We start from the raw sequence: 17,707 nt of genomic DNA, 5'->3' as shown, positions 1-17,707 counted from the left end.
CTCAGCTCTCCAGCTTTCCCATGACCTTGGCGTTGAAGCCATAGACGGTGCGGTCGCCTGCCAGCGCCACCAGCTCGACGGTGCGCGCCTGGCCCGGCTCGAAGCGGACGGCGGTGCCGGCCGGAATGTTCAGGCGGAAGCCCCTGGCCTTGTCGCGATCGAAGTGAAGGGCCGTGTTGGTCTCGTAGAAATGGTAGTGCGAGCCGACCTGGATCGGGCGGTCGCCGGAATTGGCGACATCGATGGACCGCTTCTCGCGGTCGACATTGAGCTCGATGTTGCCGTCCTCGAGGATGAATTCGCCTGGAATCATGACACGCCCCTACGGAATCGGGTTGTGGACGGTGACCAGCTTGGTCCCGTCGGGGAAGGTGGCTTCGACCTGGATGTCGTGGATCATCTCCGGCACGCCATCCATGACCTGGTCCCGCGTGAGCAGCGTGGCGCCGTAGGACATCAGGTCGGCGACGGTCCTGCCGTCGCGCGCGCCTTCGAGGATGGCCGCCGAGATATAGGCGATGACTTCGGGGTAGTTGAGCTTGACGCCGCGGGCCAGGCGGCGCTCGGCCAGCAAGGCTGCGGTGAAGAGCAGAAGCTTGTCTTTCTCGCGTGGCAGAAGTTCCATCGCGGTCCCCCTTTGGATCGGTGTTACGTGGCCCAGATGCGCGGCGGACTGGCCGCCTTGCCCTGGCATGAAATCCGAAGCGCGCCCCAGGCCCTGGCGAAGAGCGCCTTTCCGGCGGAAACGCGCGGGCCGAGATATCGGCAGACGACGACGTGCTCGAGCTGGCTGACGGAGAAGACGCCGTCGCCATCCTCGCCGATCGCGGCGCGGACGCGCGCGGCCGCGTCCTCGGCAAGCGGTCCGGCATAGACCAGTGTGCCGAAGGTCGGCTGCCCGGCGAGCGCGTGCGTCGCCGCCATCACGGGCGCGCCGCCGGGAAGCTGCATGGCCTCGAACCAGATCGGCCTTCCGTCGCGCGTGATCTCGATCCGCTGCCGGAGGCGGCCGTTCTCGAAGCGTTCGTCGGCGGCCGGGCGCCCGAGGCAGAAGAAGTCCCAGCCGACATAGGTCGCGTCGCCGGCAAGGCTGACCCGCGTGTCGACCGCGGCATTGGCGCCGTCGAACAGGATCGTCTCCTGCGGCAGGTATTCGCAGACCGAGCCCTCGGCGACGTCGATCGTTGTGCGCTGCGTGCTCAGGCCATGCTCGGCGCGATAGAACTTGGTGGCGCCCGGCGTCGTCAGCAGCGCGCGCGAGGCGGGCGCGACGTGGAAGCTGAGGTCGAGCTCGTCACCACCCGCGACACCGCCCGGCGGATGCAGCAGGTAGATGTGGCAGGTGCCGTCCTTTTCGGGATGGAAGGGCTTCTGCACGACGAGCGGACCGAGATGGCGGCGGCGCATCAGCCGCGTCTTGCCGGCGGCGGGCGCGAACCAGAGCTCGAGCTCGGCCAGCCAGCGGCTGGGCGATGCGTCATAATGCGCGCGCGAAATCACCGTCGCGTCGGGCATGGCGGCATCGGCGATCAGCAGCGGCTTCACGTCTTGGGCTCCGGACCGAAGGGCCAATTGGCCGGTGGCAGGGCGGTTGTGAGTTCAGCCTATCACACGCTCGATTGCTCGCGACAATCCCAAAATTCCGTAGCGTGGGCCTAAATTGTCATCGTCTGGGCGCACCATCCCGGAGCTTGCCATCTCGTCCCGATTTGCGCGGCGGCGCTTTTCTTCCGCCTCCGAAATGAGCAGATTGCGGCGAGCTTCGTTCGCGCGGTCGGACGGGGCGCTGCTATAGTGGACGCGGCTTCGGCCGAAGCATCGTCAGAGCGGGGAAACGGAATGTTGAGGGCAGTCGCCGTCAGGCGCGCATCGGAATTCGAGGGCGACGACCAGGGGCAGCCGCTCGGCCGCGCCGTGCTGCCGCATGACGAACGGCACCTGCGCCGCCGCACCGTGGAGCTCGTCGATGGCCGCAAGGTTCTCGTCGACCTCGCCGAGCCGGTCGTGCTCGAGGCGGATGACCGGCTGGTGATCGAGGCGGGCGGCGAGATCGTCGTCGCCGCCGCCTACGAGCCGCTTTACGAGGTGCTCGGGCGCGATCCGGTGCACCTCTCCGAACTCGCCTGGCATATCGGCAACCGCCATCTCGCGGCGGCGATCGAGCCGACCCGCATTCTCATCCTGCGCGATCACGTCATCAAGGCAATGCTCGAAGGGCTGGGCGCGCGGGTCAAGGACATCGTCGCCCAGTTCAATCCGGTGCGCGGCGCCTATTCCGGCCATGGCGGCCCTGCGCATGGCCACGACCACCATGATCACGATCATCACCATGGCCATGATCATCATCACGATCACGGCGACCACCACGACCATGACCATCATCATCATGGGCACGGTCACGGCGGTCATCGCCACGACTAGGACCGCCGGTCCGGTCGCCGAACAAACAGCCGAACAGACAGCGAAGCGAGGCATCCGCCCATGACATCGAAGAATGGCCCCCTGCGCGTCGGCATCGGCGGACCCGTCGGTTCCGGCAAGACGACGCTGACGGAAAAGCTCTGCAAGGCACTGCGCGAGGAATTCTCGGTCGGCGTCGTCACCAACGACATCTACACCCAGGAGGACGCGATGATCCTCGTGCGCCGGCAGGCGCTGTCCGAGGACCGCATCATGGGCGTCGAGACGGGCGGCTGCCCGCACACGGCGATCCGCGAGGATGCCTCGATCAACCTGCAGGCGATCGCGGAACTGCGCCGCCGCATTCCGGATCTCGACATCGTCTTCATCGAATCCGGCGGCGACAATCTGGCCGCGACCTTCTCGCCCGATCTCGCCGACCTGACGATCTATGTGATCTCGGTCTGCCAGGGCGAGGAAATCCCGCGCAAGGGCGGCCCGGGCATCACCCGCTCCGACTTCCTCGTCATCAACAAGAGCGATCTCGCGCCCTACGTGAACGTCGATCTCGACGTGATGGAGAAGGACGCGGCGCGGATGCGCGGCGCCCGGCCGTTCGGCTTCACCGACCTTTCGCGCGGCAAGGGGCTCGACGCCGTCATCGACTACATCGTCGAGCATGGCGGCCTCCGGGTCGACGCGCGCAAGCGGGCATAGGCGAAGCCTGGCTCAACCTTCATCCTGAGGTGCTTCGCGAAGCGAAGCCTCGAAGGAGGGGCCAACGGCGCTCATAAACTCCCTGCCGGTTCGCGGCAGGGAGCCTCCTGAACCCTCCTTCGAGGCCCGGCTGCGCCGGGCACCTCAGGATGATGGTTGTGCGGGGGGAGGGCGGCGGGCTGGTTTTCACGCAAACGGGTCTTGCTCTATAGACCGGCTTGCGCCCCGATTCCGGCGGCGCGCGCTGATGCGGTTCCGTGGAAGTGAGTGCCCACATGGATGAAATCGAGTGCGTCATCGTCGGCGCGGGGGTCGTGGGTCTCGCCGTGGCGCGGGCGCTCGCCAATCGCGGCCGCGAAGTGCTGGTGATCGAGGCCGAGGACGCGATCGGCACGCAGACCTCCTCGCGCAACAGCGAGGTCATCCACGCCGGCATCTACTACCCGGCCGGCAGCCTGATGGCGCGCTTCTGCGTCGCCGGCAAGCAGGCGCTCTACGAATACTGCGCCGAGCGCGGCGTGCCGCACAGCCGCTGTGGCAAGCTGATCGTCGCCGCCGACACGGCCGAGCGGGAGAAGCTCGGCGCGATCATCGCGCGGGCCGCGGCGAACGGCGTCGGCGATCTCGTCGAGTTGTCGGAGGCCGAGGCGGTGGCGCTGGAGCCGGCGCTCCGCTGCGCCGGCGCGCTGCTGTCGCCCTCGACCGGCATCATCGACAGCCACGCCTACATGCTGGCGCTGCAGGGCGACCTCGAGGCCGCAGGCGGCATGGTGGTGTTTTCCAGCCCGCTCGCGGGCGCGACGCCGGATGGCGACGGCTTGGTGCTGTCGATCGGCGGCGCCGAGCCGATGCACTTGCGCACGCGCCTGCTGGTCAATTCCGCCGGCCTGTTCGCGCCGGCCGTCGCCGGCACGATCGCCGGGCTCGATCCGGCGCACGTGCCGACCGCCTACTACGCCAAGGGCAACTACTTCACCCTGTCGGGACGGTCGCCGTTCTCGCGGCTGATCTATCCCGTGCCGGTGCCGGGCGGGCTCGGCACGCATCTCACCCTCGACATGGGCGGCCAGGCGCGCTTCGGCCCTGACGTCGAATGGATCGACGCGATCGACTACGAGGTCGACACGGCGCGGCTGCCGCTCTTCGTCGAGGCGGTGAAGCGCTACTGGCCGGAGATCGACGCCGGGCGCCTGCAGCCCGGCTATGCCGGCATCCGCCCGAAGATCGTGCCGAAGGGCGCGCCCGGACAGGATTTCGTCGTCCAGGGCCAGGCCGTGCACGGCGTCGCCGGCCTGATCAACCTCTTCGGCATCGAATCCCCCGGCCTCACCGCCTCGCTGGCGCTCGCCGACCACGTCGCCGAACTGGCGTTGCGGTAGGGCTCGGGACGATCCCGGCCACTAAGCCGGGACCGTCGTATTGCGGGCGGGCTTAGCCTCAGCCGCGGCCGACGAGCGGCATCTTGGTTGCCATGATCGTCATCTGCAGGATGTTGGTGTCGAGCGGCAGGCCGGCCATGTGCACGACCGCGTTGGCGACATGCTCGACGTCGAAGGTCGGTTCGACCTTGATCGAGAGATCCGGCTGCAGCACGCCACTCTTCATCTTCGCCGCCATCGGCGTCTCGGTGTTGCCGATGTCGATCTGGCCGCAGGCGATGTCGTACTTGCGGCCGTCGAGCGCGGTCGAGCGGGTCAGGCCGAGCACGGCGTGCTTGGAAGCGGTGTAGGGCGCCGAGTTCGGGCGCGGCATCACCGACGAGATCGAGCCGTTGTTGATGATGCGGCCGCCCATCGGCTTCTGGTCCTTCATGATGCGGAAGGCGGCCTGGGTGCAGAGGAAGACGCCAGTGACGTTGGTGTCGATGACGGCCTTCCACTTGGCGACGTCAAGGTCCTCGATGTTGACCGGCGGCGCGTTGACGCCGGCATTGTTGAACAGCACGTCGAGGCGGCCGAAGCGGTTCTTGATCTCGCCGAAGAGGGCGGCGACCGAGGCTTCGTCGGTGATGTCGGCGGGGATGGCGATGGCGCCGTTGCCGGCCTCCTTGACTACTTCCTCGAGCGGTTCGGCGCGGCGGCCGGTGACGACGAGCTGGTAGCCGGCGGCGGCGAGCGCCAGCGCGACGGCCCGGCCGATGCCGGTGCCGGCGCCGGTGACGAGCGCGATCTTGCCGTTGTTGGACATGGAGTTTCCTTCCGGGATCTGTTCGTTATTGCGCGAGGAAGCCGCCGTCGACCGGCAGCGTGTGGCCCGTGACCATCGCGGCGCCGGGGCTGGCCAGGAAGAGGATCGCGCTAGCTACCTCCTCGGGATCGGCGAGGCGGCGCAGCGGCGTCATCGCCTCGATCCGGGCGATCAGCTCGGGATCGGCCATCAGGCCGGCGATGAAGGGCGTGCGGACATAGGTCGGCGCCACGGCGTTGACGCGGATGCCGTTCGGCGCCCATTCGACCGCGAGCGCGCGCGTCATGTTGACGATCGCGCCCTTGGTCGTCTGGTAGGAGATGTTCGGGTAGAGCCCGCCGCCGGAAAACCCCATGATCGACGACACGTTGACGATCGCGCCCCTGGTGCCGGCCGCGATCATGTGGCGCGCCGCGATGCGGGCGGCGAGGAAGGTGCCCGTCATGTTGACGTTCACCACCGTGTCCCAGTCGGCGACGGAGAGCTCGACGGCCGGACGGCGGATCGCCGTGCCGGCGCTGTTGACGAGGATGTCGATCCCGCCGGCGCGGTCGATGACCGCCCGGAAGGCGGCTTCCAGGCTCGCCTCGTCGGCGACGTCGGCGACGACGGAAAAATGCTCCGCCGTCGTGCCGAGCGTTGCGAGCACATCCGCCGCGACCGGGTTGCGGTCGAGCAGGACGACGCGGGCGCCGGCCTTCGCCAGCGCCTGCGCGCCGGCGAGGCCGATGCCGGAACCGCCGCCGGTCACCGCGGCGACGCGGCCGGAGAGGGAGAAGAAGTCGGTCGCCATCGGAGCTGTTTCCGGTTTCGTGTTGGATCCGTCTGATGCGAGGCGTGATCTCGCTGGAGGCTCGTTTCTCACCTCCCCCTGAGGGGGAGGTCGACGGCCAAGGGCCGGCGGGTGAGGGTTTACGGTCTGTCCGGAGAGTTCCCTAAACCCTCACCCGGAGCTTCGCTCCGACCTCTCCCTCAGGGAGAGGTGAAGAAAGGCTCCTTTGAAACTCAGCCGCCGATCTTGCCGCCGAGCTCGTCCTCGACATGGGCGCGGATGATCTGGTCGAACGAGGTCTCGGCCTGGAAGCCGAGGCCCTCGGCGCGCTTGGTGTCGAAATCGCGCGCCCAGCCGGCGACGATCCGGTCGATGGTCTCGTCCTTCTCGTGGCGGATCAGCTTGACGGCGGCGTCACCCGCGACGCGGCGCAGCGCCTCGATCTCCTCGCCGACGGTGGCCGACAGGCCCGGCATGTTCAGCGTGCGGCGCGGGCCGACCTTGTCGAGGTCGATGGTGCCGGCATGCATCAGGAAGCCGACCGCGGCGCGCGGGCTTGCAAACCAGTGGCGCACGTCCGGCGAGACCGGCAGCACGGCCTCGATGCCGACCAGCGGCTCGCGCAGGATGTTGGAGAAGAAGCCCGAGGCGGCCTTGTTCGGCTTGCCGGGACGGATGCAGATCGTCGGCAGGCGGATGCCGATGCCGTCGAAGAAGCCGCGGCGCGAATAGTCGGCGAGCAGCAGTTCGCCGATCGCCTTCTGCGTGCCGTAGCTGGTGAGCGGCGTGGTGAAGAACTCGTCGCCGATCTTCTCGGGGAAGGGAGCGCCGAACACGGCGATCGACGAGGTGAAGACGACGCGCGGCTTGTAGCCCGACCTGCCGTTCTCGAGCCGGATCGCGTCGAACAGGTAGCGCGTGCCGTCGAGGTTGATGCGGTAGCCCTTGTCGAAATCGGCCTCGGCCTCGCCGGAGACGATCGCCGCGAGGTGGAAGATCACGTCGGGGCGGCCGGCGATCATCGTCGCGGCGGATTCGGGCGCCGAGAGGTCGATCGTCAGCGTCTCGACCGGGCCGCCAAAGCCCTGCGGCGCGGCGGGGGCGACGACATCGGCGAGCGTCAGCCGGCTGACCTCCTTGCCGCCGAGATGGCCGTCGGCGACGAGCCGGTCGGTGAGCTTGCGACCGACCATGCCGGCCGCGCCGATGATGAGGATATGCATTGGGAAAAACCTCGACAGGACAATCAGGAGAGGATGAGACGGGCCACGGCGTAGGGGGCGAGCGTGAGCGTGGTCCCGCTGAAGGGCTGGTTCAGGTGGTCGAGCGCGTCGCGATCCCCCGCCGCCGCGACGAAGCTGTCGGCGTCGAGCAGGAAGAGGCTGCGCGGCGCGCCGGGCAGGACAACAGACTGTTCCGTGCCCGTGCGGTTGGCAAGCCAGAGTTCGACGCCATCCCCGGTCTCGGCGGCGATCGCCTCGATCGTGTCAGGCGCCGTGACGGCGCGCAGCGGCTTGCCGGCGAGCCGTGCCATGCCGCGCAGCACATGGAACATCGGAAAGACGCCGCCGGCCTCGTCGAAATAGGGCTGCGGCCAGTCGTGCCGGACGGAGACGAGGCCGAAGGCGCCGGTGGTGCCGCCGAGCGTGATCGTCGTCGCGCCGCCCGCCGCGAAGCGGGCGAAGAAGCCGAGCGCCCAGGCGGCGCCGAGCAGGCCGCGATGGCGCGGGTCGTTGAAGTTCATCGCCTGGCGGATGTTGCCGGGGTTCTTCAGCGGCGCCTCGCCATAGGGGTTCATGCGCATGCCGATGGCGCTCGGGCCGACGGCATAGGGCTTGTCGCCGGCGATGGCCGAAGCGCTGAGGGCGATCGCCGGCAGCGTCTCCAGCCCCTCGGTGATCGAGTGGTCGTCGCCGGCATGCAGCATGGCCGTCGTCGTGAACGAGACGAGGTCGAGGAGGTCGACCGGCGGCCGCTTGCGGTTCATCTCGGTGAACAGGCTGAACATGCCGCCGCCGATCCGGGCCCTCGGGAAGGCCTTTCGCGCCGCCTCGAAGAGGGCGCGCGGCGGCGGCGCCGGCGGCCAGACGCTGCCGGGCAGCGTGCATTTGAGGTCCGGCAGCGGCGAGAGCAGCACGGTGGGGAAGGGCGACCCCATGTCGGCGACGGTCCAGCCGAGCGTGGCGATCTCGGCCTCGAAACCGTCCACCGACTGGACCACGGCCTCGAGCCAGGGCTCGGCGCCGATCGCGCGGGCCGCCTCGACGATGCCGATAAGCGTCGCGGCGTCATGGCCGAGCGACGGATCGTAGTAGCCGACCAGCACCCGGGCGCCGACGCGGGAGAGCGTCTCGGCCTCGGCGATCGTCTCGACGATTTCCGAGGGATCGAGGCCGAGGCCGAGCGGCGGCACGGTGCCGATGCGCTCGCCGAGCGCGATCGTGCCGGCGCCGGCGCCGTCGCCCTGTTCCGCGAGCGATCCCTCGATCGTGACGCGCACCGCCTGCTGGATGTGCTCGTCCTTCTGAAGCGTGTAGGGCCAGGGCAGGGCGAGCGGGCGGACATAGGTCTTGTACGAGGCGTCGGTCCAGTTGCGCTGGTCCTCCATCTCGTAGGTGTCGCCCTCCATCCGGCAGGTGACCCTGAGCCCCGGCGACGCCTCGTGGGTGAGGGCGCGCAGGTTCATCATCGGCTGGACGGGATCGATGATTTCCGGGAAGCGGCTTTCGACGATCGTGCCGTCGACATGCTCGATCGTCACCGGGCGGCCGGAAACGCCGGCGATCGGATGCAGCACGACGAAGCCGGTGCGGTTGGTCAGGAACGGCGTCTCGGCATAGCCCTCGGCCGAGAAGTCGAGGCTGCCGTCCGCCGAGCCTTCGATGCGGGCCGCGTAGCGGAAGGCCTGCGTGCCGTCGAGCGCGATCGCGTCATAGGTGACGGTGAACCCGTCGGCGCGCTCGTCGACGACGAGGTTTTCGATCGCGGGGTTGTAGGTGCCCCAGTTTTTGTCGCGGACGATGAAGGAGACGGCGCGGATGACCTCGACGCCGGCATAGCGGATATGCCGGAGATTGCCGGTGTCGAGCTCGGCGGTCAGCGCCCCCGCCTTCAGGATGCGCAGCGGCGTGACGGGCTCTTCGGTGCCGAACAGGCGGATGGCGAGGGAGGGAGCATTGCTCATCGGCTGATCCTCGCGCTGACCAGGCGCTCGACCAGCAGCGCCAGGATGATGACGGTGCCGATCGCCGTGCCCTGCCAGAAGGGCGAGACGCCCATCAGGTTCAGCCCGTTGCGGATCATCACCATGATGAAGACGCCGATCAGCGTGCCGAACATCGAGCCGCGGCCGCCGAAAAGGCTGGCGCCGCCGATGACGACGGCGGCGATCGCGTCCAATTCCATCCCGTTGCCCATCAGCGGGTCGGCCGAGAGCAACTGGCTGATCGAGAAGGTGATGGCGACCGCCGCGAAGGCGCCGGACAGCACATAGGGCAGGATCGAATAGAAGGTGGTGTTGAGGCCGGCGGCGCGGGCGGCTTCCTTGTTGGAGCCGACGGCATAGACGGTGCGGCCGCCCTTGGTATAGGTCAGGTAGGCCCAGGCGGCGAGATAGAGCACGATCAGAAACAGCACGTTGGACGGGATGCCGAGCACGTTGGTGTAGACGATGTCCTGCATGCCCATCGGGATGTTGGAGATCGCCGTCTGGCCGGAGAAGATGTAGGCGAGGCTGCGGCCGATCGCCATGACGCCGAGCGTCACCACGAAGGGCGCCAGCCCGAACACGGTGATCAGCGTGCCCGAGATCAGGCCGATGAAGCCGCCGGCGACGACCGCGATGCCGATCGCCGGCACGATCGGCACATGCTGCAGCGACAGGCCGAGGATGATGCCGGTGAGCCCCGCGACCGAGCCGACGGACAGGTCGATGCCGCCGGTCAGGATGACGAAGGTCATGCCGACCGCGACGATGCCGATCACCACCGACTGGTCCAGAAGATTGAAGATGTTGGACTTGGTCAGGAAGAAGGGCGACAGGAAGGAGAGGCAGACCGCGATCAGCAGGGCAAGCAGCAGCATGCGGACTTCGAGGCGCTGCGCGAACTGCTTGAGCGGCGAGGCGGGGATGCGCCGGTCGAGGGCTTCGGAGTTGGCCATGGGCGAGAGTTCCTTGGTCACAGCGTTGCCGCCATGGTGTCGATGCGGGATTTGATCGTGTCGGGCGCCGGCAGCGGCCGGTCGGCCGGCAGCGACAGGCCGACCCAGCCGAGGTCGTGGCCGCGCGGGCTCGTCATCGGCACCACCAGCGTGGTGCGGGCGCGGTCGGCCTCGGGCACAAAGATCGGCTCGCGCCGGCGCAGTGCCTCGGGGATCCGCGTGGCGCCGAGTTCGCGCGCCTGGCCGGCCTTGAAGCCGGGATCGAGCGCCGGATTGCTGACGACGGCGTTCAGGCAGATCAGCCTTTCGCCCTCGATCAGCGCCCAGAAGCCGGAGCCGCCATGCTCGCGGGCGAGGTCGTTCAGCATCTCGGTGTTGCGCACCATCGAGGTGCGCGGCGCGGCGAGCAGCGTCAGGCTCTCCTCGTCGAGCATGGCGCTCGGCAGGTCGGCGATGGTGCGGCCATCGCTGATCACCACGACGCGGTCGGACAGGCCGAGCAGTTCCTCGAAGTCGGACGAGACGACGACGAGGGCGACGCCCTCGGCGGCGATGTCGCGCAGCATGGCGTAGATCGAGGCGCGGGTGCCGATGTCGACGCCCTTGGTCGGCTCGTCGAGGATCAGCACCGAGGGCTCCAGCAGCAGCCAGCGGGCGATGATGATCTTCTGCTGCATGCCGCCGGAGAAGTTCAGCATCGAACTGTCCGCCACCCGGTCCTCGGGCATACCGAGCTTGGCGAGCAGCTCCTTCATCTTCTTCTCGCGCTGGCCGTAGCTGCAGAAGAAGCCGCGATGGGCGCCGAGATGGGCGAGGAGCAGGTTCTCCTTCACCGACAGGTCGGGGACGATGTTCTGCGTGCGGCGGTCTTCGGCGACGAAGCCGAGGCCGGCGCGGATCGCCGTCTGCGGGCGGTCGCCCTTGAGCGGCTTGCCGGCGAGCGTCACGGTGCCGCCGCTGCGCGGCCTCAGGCCGAAGATGGCCTCGACCGTCTCCGAGCGGCCGGCGCCGACGAGGCCGCCGAGGCCGAGGATCTCGCCCTTGCGGACGGTGAAGGAGACGTCGCGCACGGCCGGCGCCGAGGCGAGGTTGCGCACCTCGAGCGCCACCGGCGCGTCGAGCTCGGCGACGTGATGCGTCTCGCCGCGTTCGTAGATCGCGCCGAGCTCGGCGCCGACCATGGCGCGGATCAGGTCCGCCTGCGACAGTGTCGCGGTCGGGTGCGCGTTCATCACCGTGCGGCCCTCGCGCATGACGCTGACGCGGTCGGTGATGGCGAAGACTTCTTCCAGGCGGTGCGAGACGAAGACCAGGCCGTGCCCGGTGTCGCGCAGCCGCGCCATGATGTCGAACAGGCGCTCCGCCTCACCGGGGCTGAGCGATGCGGTCGGCTCGTCGAAGATCAAAAGCTTGGCGCGCACGCCGAGCGCCTTGGCGATCTCGACCAGCTGCTTCTGGGCCGAGGAGAGGCGGCGCACTTCCCAGTCGAAGGGCAGGCTGTCGCCCTGGCCGAGATCATTGAGGATTTCCTGGCCGCGCTTGCGCAACTGGCCGTAGTCGAGCCGGCCGGGGCGGCCGAGTTCGGGCAGGAAGATGTTCTCGAGCACCGTCAGGTCGGGGACGAGGCTCGTCTCCTGCATCACGATGGCGATGCCGATGCGGAGCGCGTCGCGCGTCGAACGCAGGCGGATCTCCTGGCCGCGATAGGTCAGCTCGCCGGAATCGAGCGTGTAGTGGCCGGAAATGACCTTGGAGAGCGTCGATTTGCCGGCGCCGTTCGCGCCGAGCAGGCCGTGCACCTCGCCTTCGCGCAGTTCGAAGTTCGCACCCTGCAGGGCCCGCGTGCGGTCGAAGGTCTTGGTGATGTCCCGGGCGGTGAGAAGGGGGGAGTGGCCCGTCTCCGCGAGGGAGGCAGTCCTGTCCGCAAGGGGGGCCGTCATGGGCTGCAACGGATCATGCTCCTGGCATGCCACGCGGGGGCGCGCGGAAGGTGGAAAGGCATGGGGGCCGCGCGGCGGGTCGCGCCGCGCGGCCAGAGCCGGGATCAGACTTCGTTGGCGAAGACGGTCTGGCGGATCGTCGGCAGTTCCTGCTCGATGTTCGTGCTGGTGATGGCGACGATCGGAACCGTGATTTCCTTCGCCGGCGTCTTGCCGTCGAGCACCTCGAGCAGCGCCTCGCCCGACTTCACGCCCATCAGGTAGGGCTGCTGCATGCCGGAGACGACGAGTTCGCCCGACTTCAGCAGGTCGACGAATTCCGGAATGCCGTCGAAGGCGGCGACGAGGACTTCGCCGTCGCGGCGCGCCGCCTTGATCGCGCGCAGCGCGCCGATCGCCGGCTGGTCGGTCTGGATGAACAGGCCGCGCATGTCCGGATTGGCGGTCAGCATGTCCTGGGTGAACTTGAAGGTCTCGTCGGCGGTGTAGCTCTGCATCTGCTGCAGGCCGGCTTCCTTGCCGGTGAAGCCGCCCTTCTTCAGGCCGTCGAGGAAGCCCTTGGTGCGGGCCTGGCCGTTCTTGCGCGCCTGCGAGATGGCGACGATGCCGACCGAGCCGCCTTCCCAGCCCTTCGCCTTCAGCGCCTCGGCGAGCGCCACGCCGACGTCGTGCGCGCCCTCGTAGTTGTCTGAGATGATGAAGGAGGCGTAGTCGCCGCTATTGGTGCCGATGTCGCCGATGACGACGGGGATGTTGGCCTTCTGGGCCAGCGCCAGCACGCTCGGCGCGGTCGAGGAATCGGTCGGCGAGATGACGATGCCGGCGACGCCGCGGGCGATCGAGTCCTGCGCGTTGCGCAGCTGCGTCTCGGCGCTGTTGTGGCTGTCGAGGGCCTGGAAGTTGAAGCCCTTCGCCTTGACGGTGGCTTCGATGCCCTTCGACAGGTAGCGCCAGAACGGCAGGTCGAGACCCGGCGTCAGGTAGACGATCTCCTTGCCGGCGGCCGCGGCGGCCGAGAGGCCGGCGAGGCCGGTTCCGGCGAGCAGCGTCGTGCCGGCGGCGAGCTTCAGAAATGAACGACGTTCCATAGAGTTCCTCCCAGTGGATCAGCCGATGCGGCTGCGTTGCAGTCATTCCAAGTGCCGGCGCGCGTTCAGAACCCCCGTTCCCGCGCGCCGAACGGTCAGCCGCCCCCCTTCAGGAAGGGTTGCGTCGTCGCGTAGATGCGGCCCGTATGCATGATGAAGGCGGCCGCCGCGGCCTCCGGATCGCGGGCGCGGACCGCGTCGACGATGGCGACGTGGTCGGCGTAGCTGGTGGCGATCGCGCCCGGGTCGGTGAGCGCCTCGCGGCGGTACTCCATCATGTAGGCGTAGAGGTCGGTGCTGATGTCGGCGAGCAGCGGATTGCCCGACGCCTGGTAGAGGGCGACGTGGAACTCGCGGTCGGAGATCAGGAACTGGACCGGGTCGTCGAGCGCCTCGGTCTGGGTTTCGAGCAGGGCTTCCAGCCGCGCGATGCCGGCGGCGTCGATGTTGCGCGCCGCGTCGGCGACGACCTGCGGGTCGATCAGCATGCGCGCCGCGTGCACGGATTCGATGTCGTAGGAATTGACGGCGCGGACGGCGGCGAAACCGACCCCGACGGGGCCGACGTCGTTGCTGCGCACCCTCGTCCGGGCGCCGTGCGAGATCTCGAGGATGCCGCGGGCGGCCAGCATCTGGATGCCGCCGCGCACCGCGTCGCGGCTGACATTGAGCGCGGCGGCGAGATGCCGCTCGCTCGGCAGCGCGTCGCCGACCTGCAGGATGCCGGACGCGATCAGCGCCGCGATCTTGTCGCTGATCACCGATGTGATCGGGCGCTTGACGATCGCCTCCCGAAAGCTCGGGAGCTCGGCGATCAGCGCGGGATCGAGGTTTTTCGTCGGCGACGACATGGCACCACTATTGGACTGATCGGACCAGCAGACCAGTTTGTTAAACAGGCGCGCCCGACCGCTGTCAAGTCGGCAATGACGGCGCTGTCATTCAATTTTTCGGGGGCACCGGCTGCGCGCTGCGGTTGCTCTTTCGCCCGTTACGCCTTGACGCGCCACGCCTTTCTGCCGCCGCGCGGGCCGAAGCCGGCCTTTCTTGGGAACGGAGCGGGGCGACCGACGTTTAGTCCCTGTCCTCGGCCGCGCCGAAGCCGGCTCCGCCCGCGCTGCACGGCACGACGGACTGTCTGAAAACAAAACCAGGAGCGGTCTGATGGCAATCGAACATGCCCGCGTCCGCGCCGTGCGAAAGCCCTGGGGCCGGCGCGACCTCGCGCCCTGGAGCGCGGCTCACGACGATGCCGGTCCGATCGGCGAGCTCTGGTTCCAGCGGGCGACGTCCGACGCCGCCGAGCCGCGACTGCTGCTCAAGCTGCTGTTCACCTCGGCGCCGCTGTCGATCCAGGTTCATCCCGACGATGCCCATGCCCAGGCGATGGGCCTGCCGCATGGCAAGACCGAGGCCTGGTACGTGCTCTCGGCCGAACCCGACGCCGCCGTCGCCGCCGGGCTGAAGCGCGCGCTGGCGCCGCGGGAGCTGCGCGCCGCCATCGAGGACGGCTCGATCGCCGGCCTGGTGCAATGGCATGCCGTCCATGCCGGCGACGCCGTCTTCATCCCGGCCGGCACCATCCACGCGATCGGCCCCGGCCTCGTGCTGGCCGAGATCCAGCAGCGCAGCGACACGACGTTCCGCCTGTTCGACTATGGCCGCGCGCGCGAGCTGCATGTCGAGGAGGGCGTCGCGGTCGCCGATGCCGGTCCCGCGCCGCCGCCGCCGGCGCCGCGCAAGCTCGGCGATGCGCGCACCCTGCTCGTCGCCAGTCCCTATTTCGTGCTGGAACGCGTCGAACTCGGTCCCGACACCACCCGCATTCTGAATGCGTCTCGGGAAACCTGGATTCTCGGCCTGGCGGGCGACGGCTCGGTCGGCCCGACCGGCGTGGCGATCGGCGAGGTGGCCTTCCTCGACCGCGAGCGCTGCACGATCCATTCCGGCAGCAGCGGCCTCAGGGCGCTCGTCGCCTATCCCGGTCCCGAGCCCTGTCGCGACCTGTTCCAGACCCCAGACCAGAGCCATCTCGACCGGCCGCGCTCCCGTTTCGGCGCCTCGGTCCATCATCACTAGGACAAGCCTCACCTCGATCGCGGAGACCAGCCCATGACAACGGAGCGCCGGACCTCGAAGCTGCGGGTCGCCTTCATCGGAAATTCCCTCCCGCGGCGTTGCGGCATCGCCACCTTCACCACGGATCTGCGGCAGGCGATCGCCGATACCGGCGCTGTCGAGACAGCGGTCGTCGCCATGACCGATCCGGGCCACCGCTACGACTATCCGCCTGCCGTCGCCTTCGAGATCGACGATGCCTCGCTCGACGCCTATGTCCGCGCCGCCGACCACCTCAACCGGTCCGGCTTCGAGGTCGTATCGCTGCAGCACGAGTTCGGAATCTTCGGCGGCGAGGCGGGCAGCCATGTCCTGGCGCTGCTGGCGCGGCTCGACATGCCGGTGGTGACGACGCTGCATACGGTGCTGGCCAAGCCGACGGAGGCGCAGCGCCGGGTGCTCGACCGCATCATCGACCTTTCCGCCCGCCTCGTCGTCATGGCCGAGAAGGGGCGCGAATTGCTGCGCACCCTCTATCGCGTGCCGGCCGACAAGATCGACGTCATCCCGCACGGCATTCCCGATTTCGACTTCGTCGATCCGGAGCCGGTAAAGCAGAAGCTCGGCTTCGCCGGCCGCACCGTCATCCTCACCTTCGGCCTGCTCTCGCCGAACAAGGGCATCGAGGTGATGATCGACGCGATGCCGGAGATCCTGAAGGAGAAGCCCGACGCCGTCTATGTCGTGCTCGGCGCGACGCATCCGAACCTGGTCCGCGAGCAGGGCGAGACCTATCGCGACGGGTTGAAGGCGCGCGCCGCCAGCCTGGGCATCGAGGACCACGTCGTCTTCCAGGACCAGTTCGTCGATCGCGACACGCTGCTCGACTACATCGCCATGTGCGATCTCTACGTGACGCCCTATCTCAACGAGGCACAGATGACCTCGGGAACGCTGGCATACAGTTTCGGGCTCGGGAAGGCGGTCGTGTCGACACCCTACTGGCATGCGAACGAGCTTCTGGCGGATGGCCGCGGCGTGCTGGTGCCGTTCGGCGACGCCGCCGCGACCGGCGCGGCGATCCGCGACCTGCTGACCGACGAGCCGCGCCGCACGGACATGCGCAAGCGCGCCTATGCGAGCAGCCGCGCGATGACATGGCCGAGCACGGCGGCGCGCTACCGGGCGGTCTTCGACGCGGTGCGCCGGCAGGATCGGATCGCCCTGGTCGGGCCGCGTGGCGAGGAACCGCGCCCGGTCGCCCATGCCGCGCCGCCGGCCGTGCAGCTCGCCCATCTCTACGCCATGTGCGACGACACCGGCCTGTTCCAGCATGCCGTCCATTCGGTGCCGGATCGCCATCACGGCTATTGCATCGACGACAATGCGCGGGCGCTCCTCGTCGCCTGCGCGCTGGCGAAGAGCGGCGAGCAGCGCCTGCCGGACGCGCTCACGGCCCGCTTCGCCGCCTTCATCCAGCACGCCTGGAACCCGGACAACCTGAGGTTCCGCAACTTCATGAGCTTCGACCGGCGCTGGCTCGAGGCGCGCGGTTCCGAGGACAGCCATGGCCGCACGCTCTGGGCGCTGGGCGAGGCGTCGGTGAACGATCCCAGTTCGTCGCGGCGCAGCTGGGCGGCGTCGCTGTTCATCGCCGCCCTGCCGGCCGTCGAGACGTTCCGCTCGCCGCGGGCCTGGGCCTTCGCGCTTCTCGGGCTCGCTCCCTATTGCGCCGCCTTTCCACGGGATCGTCTCGCCAGGCGTCATCGCGATCTCCTGGCGGAGCGGCTCATGTCGATCTTCTCGAAGACGGCGACGTCCGACTGGGTCTGGTTCGAGGATGGGCTCGCCTACGACAATGCGCGTCTGCCCGAGGCGCTGATCGTCTCCGGCATGGCGAGCGGGCATTCGTTCCATGTCGCCGCAGGCCTCGACGCGCTGCGCTGGCTCGTCTCCGTGCAGACGGCGCCGTCCGGCTGCTTCCGGCCGGTCGGCAGCGCCAGCTTCGGCGACCAGCGCCAGCCGCCGCTCGCCTTCGACCAGCAGCCGCTGGAGGCGACGGCGACGATCTCGGCCTGCCTCGCCGCCTGGCGCGTGGATGGCGGGCGCAGCTGGATTGGCGAGGCCAGACGCGCCTTCGCCTGGTTCCTGGGCGACAACGATCTCGGGATTTCCCTGGTCGATCCCGAGACGGGAAGCTGCCGCGACGGGCTGCATCCCGACCGGGCCAACGAGAACCGAGGAGGTGAATCGGTGGTGTCCTATCTGCTCAGCCTTGCCGAGATGCGCGAGCTCGCCCGCGCCAGCGGTGATCAGCTGCGCCGCGAGCTCAGGGCCGTGCGCGCGTAGGGGCCGTGCCGAGATCCATTCAACCTGTCGAGGAC

16 protein-coding genes are annotated in these 17,707 nt (G+C 68.7%); 5 read left to right on the top strand and 11 right to left on the bottom strand.

Going from position 1 to position 17,707, the window contains the following annotated elements:
- Position 1 precedes the first annotated feature (1 nt).
- Genes G539_RS0118365 through G539_RS0118355 form a run of 3 tightly spaced genes read right to left on the bottom strand, consistent with a single transcriptional unit; the run spans position 2 to position 1,515 of the window.
- Positions 2-313, bottom strand: coding sequence for an urease subunit beta (locus tag G539_RS0118365; RefSeq protein ID WP_029076499.1), 312 nt, complete (start codon positions 311-313; stop codon positions 2-4).
- Between the two features lie 9 nt (positions 314-322).
- Complete coding sequence (gene ureA, locus G539_RS0118360; protein ID WP_029076498.1) at positions 323-625, bottom strand: urease subunit gamma; 303 nt, start codon at positions 623-625, stop codon at positions 323-325.
- A 23-nt stretch (positions 626-648) separates the two neighbouring features.
- The gene (locus G539_RS0118355; protein WP_051231801.1) at positions 649-1,515 is read right to left on the bottom strand and encodes an urease accessory protein UreD; all 867 of its coding nucleotides are present in this window, start codon (positions 1,513-1,515) and stop codon (positions 649-651) included.
- Between the two features lie 324 nt (positions 1,516-1,839).
- Here G539_RS0118355 and G539_RS0118350 point away from each other — a divergent pair, with 324 nt between their 5' ends.
- The 3 genes from G539_RS0118350 to G539_RS0118340 all read left to right on the top strand — a co-directional run bounded on the left by G539_RS0118350 (position 1,840) and on the right by G539_RS0118340 (position 4,496).
- A complete protein-coding gene (locus tag G539_RS0118350; RefSeq protein ID WP_029076496.1) occupies positions 1,840-2,421 on the top strand; it encodes an urease accessory protein UreE in 582 nt (193 codons plus the stop codon).
- Between the two features lie 60 nt (positions 2,422-2,481).
- Entirely contained in the window at positions 2,482-3,117 is a 636-nt protein-coding gene (ureG, locus tag G539_RS0118345) for an urease accessory protein UreG (protein ID WP_029076495.1), read from the top strand.
- 275 nt (positions 3,118-3,392) lie between these two features.
- Positions 3,393-4,496 carry an NAD(P)/FAD-dependent oxidoreductase gene (locus G539_RS0118340; RefSeq protein WP_029076494.1) on the top strand — a complete coding sequence of 368 codons (1,104 nt, stop codon included), beginning with the start codon at positions 3,393-3,395 and terminating at the stop codon, positions 4,494-4,496.
- Between the two features lie 58 nt (positions 4,497-4,554).
- Here the strand turns inward: G539_RS0118340 and G539_RS0118335 are convergent, their stop codons facing one another.
- The 8 genes from G539_RS0118335 to G539_RS0118300 form a co-directional block, all read right to left on the bottom strand.
- The gene (locus G539_RS0118335; protein WP_029076493.1) at positions 4,555-5,304 is read right to left on the bottom strand and encodes an SDR family oxidoreductase; all 750 of its coding nucleotides are present in this window, start codon (positions 5,302-5,304) and stop codon (positions 4,555-4,557) included.
- Positions 5,305-5,329: 25 nt separating this feature from the next.
- Positions 5,330-6,097: an SDR family NAD(P)-dependent oxidoreductase gene (locus G539_RS0118330; RefSeq protein WP_029076492.1), complete on the bottom strand. Its 768-nt coding sequence runs from the start codon at positions 6,095-6,097 to the stop codon at positions 5,330-5,332.
- 212 nt (positions 6,098-6,309) lie between these two features.
- Positions 6,310-7,299: a D-erythronate dehydrogenase gene (denD, locus tag G539_RS0118325; RefSeq protein ID WP_029076491.1), complete on the bottom strand. Its 990-nt coding sequence runs from the start codon at positions 7,297-7,299 to the stop codon at positions 6,310-6,312.
- 23 nt (positions 7,300-7,322) lie between these two features.
- Complete coding sequence (locus G539_RS25380; RefSeq protein ID WP_035831565.1) at positions 7,323-9,260, bottom strand: D-apionate lactonase family protein; 1,938 nt, start codon at positions 9,258-9,260, stop codon at positions 7,323-7,325.
- A complete protein-coding gene (locus G539_RS0118315) occupies positions 9,257-10,237 on the bottom strand; it encodes an ABC transporter permease (protein WP_035831994.1) in 981 nt (326 codons plus the stop codon). Before G539_RS0118315 ends, G539_RS25380 begins: the two co-directional genes overlap by 4 nt.
- A 17-nt stretch (positions 10,238-10,254) precedes the next feature.
- The gene (locus G539_RS0118310) at positions 10,255-12,177 is read right to left on the bottom strand and encodes a sugar ABC transporter ATP-binding protein (RefSeq protein ID WP_156912031.1); all 1,923 of its coding nucleotides are present in this window, start codon (positions 12,175-12,177) and stop codon (positions 10,255-10,257) included.
- Between the two features lie 104 nt (positions 12,178-12,281).
- Positions 12,282-13,265, bottom strand: coding sequence for a substrate-binding domain-containing protein (locus G539_RS0118305; protein WP_029076488.1), 984 nt, complete (start codon positions 13,263-13,265; stop codon positions 12,282-12,284).
- A 95-nt stretch (positions 13,266-13,360) separates the two neighbouring features.
- Positions 13,361-14,116 carry a FadR/GntR family transcriptional regulator gene (locus G539_RS0118300; protein ID WP_029076487.1) on the bottom strand — a complete coding sequence of 252 codons (756 nt, stop codon included), beginning with the start codon at positions 14,114-14,116 and terminating at the stop codon, positions 13,361-13,363.
- Positions 14,117-14,429: 313 nt separating this feature from the next.
- Here G539_RS0118300 and G539_RS25375 point away from each other — a divergent pair, with 313 nt between their 5' ends.
- Together G539_RS25375 and G539_RS0118290 are read left to right on the top strand one after the other, a co-directional pair.
- Entirely contained in the window at positions 14,430-15,344 is a 915-nt protein-coding gene (locus G539_RS25375) for a class I mannose-6-phosphate isomerase (RefSeq protein ID WP_084640061.1), read from the top strand.
- A gap of 33 nt (positions 15,345-15,377) precedes the next feature.
- Positions 15,378-17,672 (top strand): glycosyltransferase family 4 protein, encoded by a 2,295-nt coding sequence (locus G539_RS0118290; protein WP_029076486.1) that lies wholly within the window; start codon positions 15,378-15,380, stop codon positions 17,670-17,672.
- The last annotated feature ends 35 nt before the right edge of the window (positions 17,673-17,707 follow it).

Origin of the sequence: Kaistia adipata DSM 17808, assembly GCF_000423225.1 — a bacterium.
Classification (GTDB): Bacteria; Pseudomonadota; Alphaproteobacteria; order Rhizobiales; family Kaistiaceae; genus Kaistia; species Kaistia adipata.
This window is presented reverse-complemented; position numbering and strand designations above follow the sequence as displayed.